The 8,558-nt window shown below is 45.2% G+C and carries 9 protein-coding genes; all 9 read right to left on the bottom strand.

The window, feature by feature from the left end; translation table 11 throughout:
* The coding region (locus HRU21_07335; GenBank protein ID NRA42108.1) for a DUF3488 domain-containing protein at positions 1–985 on the bottom strand (985 nt) is incomplete at its 3' end.
* Between the two features lies 1 nt (position 986).
* Positions 987–1,967: a DUF58 domain-containing protein gene (locus HRU21_07330; protein NRA42107.1), complete on the bottom strand. Its 981-nt coding sequence runs from the start codon at positions 1,965–1,967 to the stop codon at positions 987–989.
* A 20-nt stretch (positions 1,968–1,987) separates the two neighbouring features.
* Entirely contained in the window at positions 1,988–2,914 is a 927-nt protein-coding gene (locus HRU21_07325; GenBank protein NRA42106.1) for a MoxR family ATPase, read from the bottom strand.
* A 14-nt stretch (positions 2,915–2,928) separates the two neighbouring features.
* Positions 2,929–4,134 (bottom strand): O-succinylhomoserine sulfhydrylase, encoded by a 1,206-nt coding sequence (locus tag HRU21_07320; protein NRA42105.1) that lies wholly within the window; start codon positions 4,132–4,134, stop codon positions 2,929–2,931.
* Between the two features lie 96 nt (positions 4,135–4,230).
* Positions 4,231–5,760, bottom strand: a complete 1,530-nt coding sequence (gene purF / locus HRU21_07315) for an amidophosphoribosyltransferase (protein NRA42104.1) — start codon at positions 5,758–5,760, stop codon at positions 4,231–4,233.
* A 24-nt stretch (positions 5,761–5,784) separates the two neighbouring features.
* Positions 5,785–6,300 (bottom strand): CvpA family protein, encoded by a 516-nt coding sequence (locus tag HRU21_07310; GenBank protein NRA42103.1) that lies wholly within the window; start codon positions 6,298–6,300, stop codon positions 5,785–5,787.
* Positions 6,300–6,872, bottom strand: coding sequence for an SPOR domain-containing protein (locus HRU21_07305; protein ID NRA42102.1), 573 nt, complete (start codon positions 6,870–6,872; stop codon positions 6,300–6,302). Before HRU21_07305 ends, HRU21_07310 begins: the two co-directional genes overlap by 1 nt.
* A gap of 44 nt (positions 6,873–6,916) precedes the next feature.
* A complete protein-coding gene (locus HRU21_07300) occupies positions 6,917–8,254 on the bottom strand; it encodes a bifunctional folylpolyglutamate synthase/dihydrofolate synthase (protein ID NRA42101.1) in 1,338 nt (445 codons plus the stop codon).
* A 42-nt stretch (positions 8,255–8,296) separates the two neighbouring features.
* Positions 8,297–8,558: acetyl-CoA carboxylase carboxyl transferase subunit beta (locus tag HRU21_07295; protein ID NRA42100.1), on the bottom strand; the 262-nt coding region annotated here is incomplete at its 5' end.

Here is an 8,558-nt window from a genome sequence, read left to right as displayed (position 1 = left end):
GATACTGCAGACGACGATTAATGTCTACCGGGCTCTGCAAGGTATTGTCTGAAAAGATTTGACCAATGCTGCTCTCTACAGGACGGTTTATCGCGTATAACCAAGGCTGGAAGCTTGGCTCCATCGTAATGGTGTAAGCTAACAAACTATCACTGGTTAACTGTTTATCGTCAACTGCTGTCTTGTCGTTGGAATCAATTAACACATTAGGCTGCAAGGCAGTAGTTTGAGTTTGCCCTCTTGTCCACTCACGACCATCAAAGTCTTGCAACACAACCGCGCGCCAATAAAAATTATCGGCCTGAGGCGGTGTATTATCAAACTCAACTCGAAACGCTAGAGCATTCGACTCAATCAGTTGACTGAATAGACCAGGGGCCATGCGGCCGCTGATGCCTGTGGTTGCTGTTCCAGCAGCATTAGGAACTGACCAAAGGGGCGCTACTCTAGGAAATATCATAAATGCCACCAGTAAAATAGGTAGCGAAACCAAGCTCATTTTAACGCTAAGCTTAAGAGGCATTAATGCGCTATGTTCAGCTGAGCTATATAGACTGATTAAGCTAGCACTGCTCAGCAACAATGCAATAACAATATACAAGCCGGATAAAAGAGACTGATCAAATAGTAACTGCGTCATAATGGCGAAGTAACTCAAGTATAAAACCGTGAGCACATCACGCTGTGCTTTCAATTCAAGCAGTTTAAGCAACACGGTAAGTAGTAATAATTGTGTTATTGCTTCGAGACTCAAAAAGCTTTTATGCTGAAGCCAAATTAAGCTCAGCACTAATAAAACGATAGCTGTTTTGTATATAGCGCGTGGAAAAGGCCACTGCTGGCGATAAATTTTGAACTGCCAATAAACCGTTGTTATAAACACCACGGGCAAAACTAATGGTGAGCGCTCAAGATGCGGCAGGATTATCACAGTCAAGCTAATAAACAAATATATCAGGGTTTGTTTGGCTATTTGAAACTCCATCTTAGTAGGCCGCCAAACTTTCAAGCACTTTCTGTAGATGCTGTTTACCTGAATTCATTGCCACAAAGTTATTGGGTAATTTAAGTGAAAAAGGTTCACCTCGACGCTCTAATTCTTGCGCCCAAAAGCACAGTCTCGATAAAGTCTGCTCAACGTCGCCAGAGAAGTAATCGTCAAAGTTTAAACAATGGTCTTTTGCCGCAGCATGCTGAAAATCTTTCAGTTGCAGCGGATAGCCTTTGGCCACACTCGGCCAATATGCTTGCTGTAAGGATTGGCCAATGTGATAATTTTTTAAACCATTAAATTCATCCCCTGGCTGCTTCACCAAAGCACGACCGTCTTGACTATCTGCGTCACTGCTATCGTAAATCATCGATGATTGAAGCGGCTCTGGATATACCCAAACCTGCATATTTAAATCTAACCAGGTCCAACAACGAATAAGACCCATGGGAAATGTTGACTGTATACATAGTCTAGGTGCCGTCAATAAGCCTCGATGGCGTGCTTGACAAAAAACCTTTACGGTCTGTTTTTGCTGCTCTAATCGTTCAACAAGGCTTTCATATTGCGGCTGACCCTCAGAATGAAAGAACAGCATAATATTGGCGTGGGATTTTTTTTGAGCTGCAGTCAACTCAACCTCGAAAGTAAGTTGTTTGCCAACCACATTCGCTTCCGCACGAAGCCCTCTGATTTGCAGTCTAGATAAGTTATAAAAAGTATATAAGATGGCCGTGTGGAATAGACTGCCCAAGAAAAATGTCAGTGCATAGATCAAATTATTTTGATAATTGATCGCAGCAATTAACAAAAGTAGGATGATAAACGCGAAAGAAAACCCCTGTCGAGTTGGGAAAATAAACAATTTGCGTTGCGACAGCGTAATAGTGTTTTCAGACGGTATACGCTTTACCAACCAAGCCTGATAGCGATGATCAATACGCTTTTTCAGATTATCTTTAAGCGCACTATACATATTCCAAGCTATCTAATTGGTTAAATATTCACAGCAGTCGTTTCAACGATGCCATCTAAGATGGCCACCGCATCTTGTTGTGTACTCGCTGCATACAATAGCCGGTGTTGCCATACATTTTTAATAAGCGCTTGAATATCCTCAGGTATGACAAAATCACGACCATCAATAAAAGCCCATGCTTTTGAGGCTTGCACTAAGGCGAGTGCAGCTCGCGGCGAAACACCATAGCTCAGCTGGCTATGCTCTCGAGTTGCAGTGACTAAACGCATGATGTAAGCAAGCAAGGTGTCAGAGCAACGAATCGAGCTCACCTGTTGCTGGACCTGAACGATGCCTGAGGCATCAAGCATGGCGCTTAGAGCTGCTAAAAATTCTCTGCCGCTATCACCCCGCAGTAAAGATAGTTCAGCATCATAATCAGGATAGCCGATGCTTACAGACATCATAAAGCGGTCTAGTTGAGACTCAGGTAAAGGGAAAGTACCAAATTGTGATTGTGGGTTTTGGGTCGCAATAACAAAGAAAGGTTTTGCCAGGCTATATGATTGCCCATCAACAGTAACCTGCCTCTCTGCCATGGCTTCAAGTAAAGCAGACTGGGTTTTTGCGCTGCTGCGGTTAATTTCATCGGCCAATAGTAGCTGCGTAAAAATCGGGCCACGTTGGAAGTGAAACTGCTGCGCTTGCTGGTCATAAATAGTAGTGCCAATGACATCAGCCGGTAATAAGTCAGAGGTAAATTGCACCCTGGCATAATCTAATCCCAATACCTGTGCCAGAGCCTGAGCGAGAGACGTTTTCCCGGTTCCCGGCAGATCTTCCAACAAAACATGTCCGTTAGCTAAAATACAGGCGAGTGTTTGTTTTAGCGCTCTGTCTTTCCCTTGAATAACGGTAGACAGCTGGCTTATGCAGTTTTGTATTGTCGCCTGAAAGTCTGGCATCGGAGGTTTTGCATTCACAGTAAATCAAAGCCTCGCTTAAGGTCCGACTGAATATCGTTGATATGTTCTAAGCCTACAGAAATACGAATTAAATTCTCGCCAATGCCTGCTGCCTGCTTTTCTGCATCGCTGAGGCGCCCATGTGTAGTCGTTGCCGGATGCACAATGGTTGTTTTGGTATCACCCAGGTTAGCCGTAATAGACAATATGCGTGTCGCATCAATCACCTGCCAGGCCTGTTCTCGCCCACCTTTAACGGTAAATGCTAGCACACCGCCAAAGCCGCTCTGTTGCGTGGCAGCAAGTTGGTGCTGCGGATGCTCTGGCAAACCGGCATAAAAAACCTGCTGCACACAGTCTTGCTGTTGTAACCACAAGGCCAATTGCATTGCCTGATCGCAATGGGCACGCATCCTGATCGAGAGTGTTTCTAAGCCTTTCAAAAAAACCCAGGCATTAAACGGGCTCATTGATGGACCAGCAGATCGAATAAATGCCAGCACTTCATCCATATGTTCAGCACGGCCGACTACCGCTCCACCTAAGCAGCGCCCCTGACCATCGAGAAATTTAGTCGCTGAATGAATAACGATATCTGCACCCAGTGCAAGTGGTTGCTGCAGTGCTGGTGTGCAAAAGCAATTATCAACAATCAGTAAGCATTGGTGAGCTTGGCTAATACTCGCGAGTTTGGCAATGTCTACCACCTCAGACAAGGGGTTAGAGGGTGACTCCAAGAACAGTAAACGCGTTTTATCCGTGATCGCTGTCTGCCATGCAGCATAGTCTGTGGGTGCAACAAAGCTAACCTCAACACCGAATTTCGCCAGGTACTTATTAAAAACTACGGTAGTGGTGCCAAAGACACTGCGGGAACAAACGACATGATCACCTTTTGATAACAACGCAAGACAGGTACTTAAAATAGCTGCCATACCCGATGATGTTGCCACAGCCTGCTCACCACCTTCCATCGCGGCAAGACGTTGCTCAAATGCACGAACCGTTGGGTTAGTATAACGAGAATATACATTACCCGGTGATTCACCAGAGAAACGCGCTGCTGCTGCAGATGCAGAGTTAAACACATAACTCGAGGTGGCGAAAATTGGCTCACTGTGTTCACCTTCTGGCGAGCGCATATGGCCTGAGCGAACTGCCAAGGTTTCAAGCTCAGCTTGCTGCAAAATAGCTTGTCGTTGGTGATCTAGCGAATCCATGATTGTACTCTTATATTTGCTTACAGCAGGCACAGTAAGTCGTTAAGCTTTCAGTTATACGGTTAAGCAATCACAGTCGCCTAACCGATCAAACAATTACGAGATATCGTTATATAAGCCCACAAATGAGCCGTCTGCCGTATCCAGTTTTGCCTGCACCTTTGCTTTGGAGGCATCATTACGAGTCTCTTCAATATCTTTAAGGTAAGTGTCGGTCACGTCTCCGGTAACATACTCGCCATTAAACACAGAGCATTCAAACTCGGTAATCCGCTCGTTACCCTCTCTGCAGCTGGCAACTAAGGCCTCTAAATCTTGATAAATAAGCCAGTCGGCTCCAATCAGCTGACATACTTCGTCGTCGCTGCGACCATGCGCAATCAGCTCTGCTGCAACCGGCATATCGATACCGTAAACATTGGGATATTTCACCGCAGGGGCAGCAGATGCAAAATACACCTTATTTGCGCCGGCATCCCTAGCCATTTCGATGATTTGCTTACACGTTGTACCCCGAACAATTGAATCATCAACCAGCAGCACGTTTTTACCTTTAAATTCTAATTCAATCGTATTTAGTTTTTGCCGTACCGATTTCTTCCGCTGTGTTTGTCCAGGCATAATAAAGGTCCTACCAATATAACGATTTTTCATCAGCCCTTCGCGAAACTTAACCCCCAACTGATAGGCCAATGATTGAGCCGAAACCCTCGAAGTATCGGGGATTGGAATCACCACATCGATATCATGCTCAGGTCGTTGCGACAAGATTTTCTTCGCTAGGTATTCACCCATACGCATGCGCGTTTTATACACAGAAATATTGTCAATAATCGAGTCTGGGCGGGCAAAATAAACATGCTCAAAAATACAGGGCACCGAGCGCGTATGTTCAGCACATTGCTCCAAGTGCAGCGTGCCATCAAGGCCAACAAATAAGGCTTCGCCGGGAGCAATATCACGGATTAAGTCAAAACCTAAAACATCTAATGCCACACTCTCGGATGCCACCATATATTCAAGCTCACCATTTGCAGCATGGCGTTGGCCATAGACTATAGGCCGAATGCCATTCGGATCTCTAAATGCAACCAAACCATAATTAGCAATCATCGCAATCACGGCATAACCACCGCGAATACGGCTGTGAACGGCTTTAATCGCGGTAAAAATATCGCTAGGATCGGGTCTTAATTTACCCAGTCGCTGCAGCTCATGAGCGAAAATATTAAGCAAAACTTCAGAATCTGAATCGGTATTCGCATGCCGTAGGTCTTCTTGGTAAATCTCGCGCGCCAATTGCTGGGTATTGGTTAAATTACCGTTGTGAGCCAGCGAAATGCCATAAGGTGAGTTAACATAAAAAGGCTGTGCGAGGGCCGGCGACGATGAGCCCGCGGTTGGGTATCGCACATGACCAATCCCCATATTGCCCTGCAGCACCTGCATATGACGTGTGCGAAATACATCTTTAACCAGCCCATTGCCTTTACGCTGATGAAATCGACCCAGTTCACAGGTCACCATACCCGCGGCATCCTGGCCACGATGCTGCAGCACAGTTAAGCCATCATACAGCTCTTGATTGACATTTTGCGATGAAACAATGCCCGCAATACCACACATGTATCTTTCTCTCTATGTTTTAGACTAGGTTCGCCCACTAATTAATGGTATGAAGATATCTCGTAGCGCTAAGCCCTGAGTCATAACCCAGGTTTCTAAACGCTCAAAATGAGGGATTAAATTAGAGCTCAGCCACCATTGTTCTTGATGCAGTGGCAACAGCGTTTTGCCTAGCATAAGCACCACCACAACCACTAGCACGCCGCGCAGACTACCGAATACCATGCCCAGTAAGCGATCAGTACCGGTCAAACCCGTCCAATGCACCAACTGACTGAGAATAAATGAAAACAAGCCACCAACCAGTAAGCACAAAATAAACAAACAAAACAATGCGGCTAATTTTCGTAACGATGGCGAGTCTATATATGGCGCTAAAATAACAGCTAGTTGCTGATGAAACATAATGCTCAGCAAGATCGCCATCAACCAAATTACTAATGACAAAACTTCTTTGACAAAACCACGTTTCAAACTGATCAATGCTGATAATGTAATAATCGCTAAGATCAGCCAGTCAACCCAATTACTTGGTACAATCACTGTTCAAATCCTGGCTTGAACTTAACTAACATGGGTTCTATTCCGCTGACTTCAATCACTTTAGGCTTTAAAGCCAGCAGCTCTGACTTAATCAGTTTTGGTCCAACCAGCACGCGGTATACCGTGTCATTATCGCTTGAAAAGGTTTTTACATAGGCAGATAAATTAGCCGCATGCAGCGTTTTTCGCAGTTCATGGGCATTATTTTTATCCTTAAAAACACCAAGCTGTAATACCCATGCATCTTTAAGTTTAAGCTGCGTTGCATTTGAGGTTTGCGCTGTCTGCGATGCACTGGATGGTTGATTGGCCGCGACTTTAGTCGCCGGGGTATTCGCGGCCTCTGCCTGATATTGTTCTAATCTTTCAACGGTCTCTGCTGGAATCGCAAAGTGCTGAACATCAACCGTATGCTGCAAGGAGTCACCCAGCGCATCAAATTTTTGCAGATCATGATCCAGTATTAGCCACCAGGCTATTAAACTTGCCAGCAAAATAATTAACGCGCCAACAACTCGAAACTTAATCGATTCTAGGTTATCTGCCTGCGGTTCTTGAGGGTTAGCCATACGGTTTATTATCAATGTAATAAAATGATTGCGTCAATGCTTAATCATATCTTCGAGATTTTACTGTGATCAGCGTATTTTTGCAGCTTGTTTAAGGCTGCGGCAACGGTGACAAAGGAGCCAAACACGACAATTTCATCACCTGCTTGAGTCATTTGCCTTAACCTTGCCACAGCTTGCGAGACATTTTTACTGACGCTAATCATGTGTACGCCGTGCTGATGTAATTCTGCCGCAACATCACTGGCTTTAAACGCTCTGGGGTCATCTAACTCAGCAAGAAACCACGCAAAAAACGTGTCTTTTAAACAAGCAATAGAGGCACTCAAAGGTTTGTCGCTAAGCATCGCAAACAAGGCTATGCGCTTTGCACCCGCTGCCAGCTTGCGCTGCTGCAGTCGCCTCTGAAGTAGCGCAACTGCGTCGAGATTATGCGCCACATCAAACACATAGCTCACGCCGTCTATCGTTAACTGTTGAAAACGACCAGCCAATGTTAAGTCTGCTAAAGACTCGACTTCTGAAGGCGACAACATCGCTTGATGCGCTTTTTGTAGCAGTTGATTAACGACCACAATTGCGCCTGCCTGCGAACTTATTGACAAACCGTTATCCATCACTGCTGGGTAATCAATAGCAAGTTCACGATCAGAAAGCTGCCAACATATCTGCTCATCTTTAAGGCTTTGAGATATAACAAAGTCTCGATCTATGCTCTTCGCTAAAGGGTGGTCAACGGCTTGCTGTAACGCAGCCAAGGGTTGATCATCAAGCACTACGCGAGACGCTTGATCACGTAAAATGCCGCATTTTTCCAGCGCAATCGTCTCTAAATTGTCACCCAAAAAGTCTTGATGATCTAAGCCTATAGACGTGATCACGGCAATATCGGCATCAATGATATTTACTGCATCTAAGCGCCCACCCAAACCAACTTCTAATAGAATGACATCAAGCTCGGTCTGCTTGAAACAATACAATGCCGCTAAGGTGGTGAATTCAAAATAGCTTAATGAAATAGCTAAGCTTGACCTCACTTCTTCTACTGCTTCGAAAGCTGCAGCTAAAGATTGATCACTGAGCGGTGATTGATTAATCTGAATGCGTTCATTAAAGCTGTGCATGTGCGGCGAGGTATAGCTTGCGACAGCAAATCCACGCTGACTAAGCAGATGGGCAGCAGCTGAGACAAAACTGCCCTTGCCATTGGTGCCTGCAACCGTGACAATCTGACAATTTGGCTTGGTTTTCAGCGACAACAGGCCCATGGCATCTGCGACAGCGCGAACGCGATCCAAGCCTAAGTCAATAGACTTTCCAGTGAGTTGACTATGACGAGTTTCTAGCTCAGCTAGCCAGTCAGCCAAATTTTTTTGCAGCATACTCGAGACGACCTAAACCGATCTAAGCCGATCTAAGCCGATCTAAGCCGATTCAAGCTCACCATCAGCAAGATCTTTATGACTTAGCTTTGCTAATATGCTGGACAGTTTATCTTTCATATCATGACGATGAATAATCATATCAATCGCACCATGATCTAAAAGAAATTCACTGCGTTGAAAACCTGGTGGTAATTTTTGTCGAATAGTTTGCTCAATGATATTGGGCCCGGCAAAACCAGCTCTGGCACCAGGCTCAGCAACATTTAGATCACCTAATAGCGCAAGCGAAGCCGAGACGCCA

It is taken from the genome of Pseudomonadales bacterium (assembly GCA_013215025.1).
Classification (GTDB): Bacteria; Pseudomonadota; Gammaproteobacteria; order Pseudomonadales; family DT-91; genus DT-91.
This window is presented reverse-complemented; position numbering and strand designations above follow the sequence as displayed.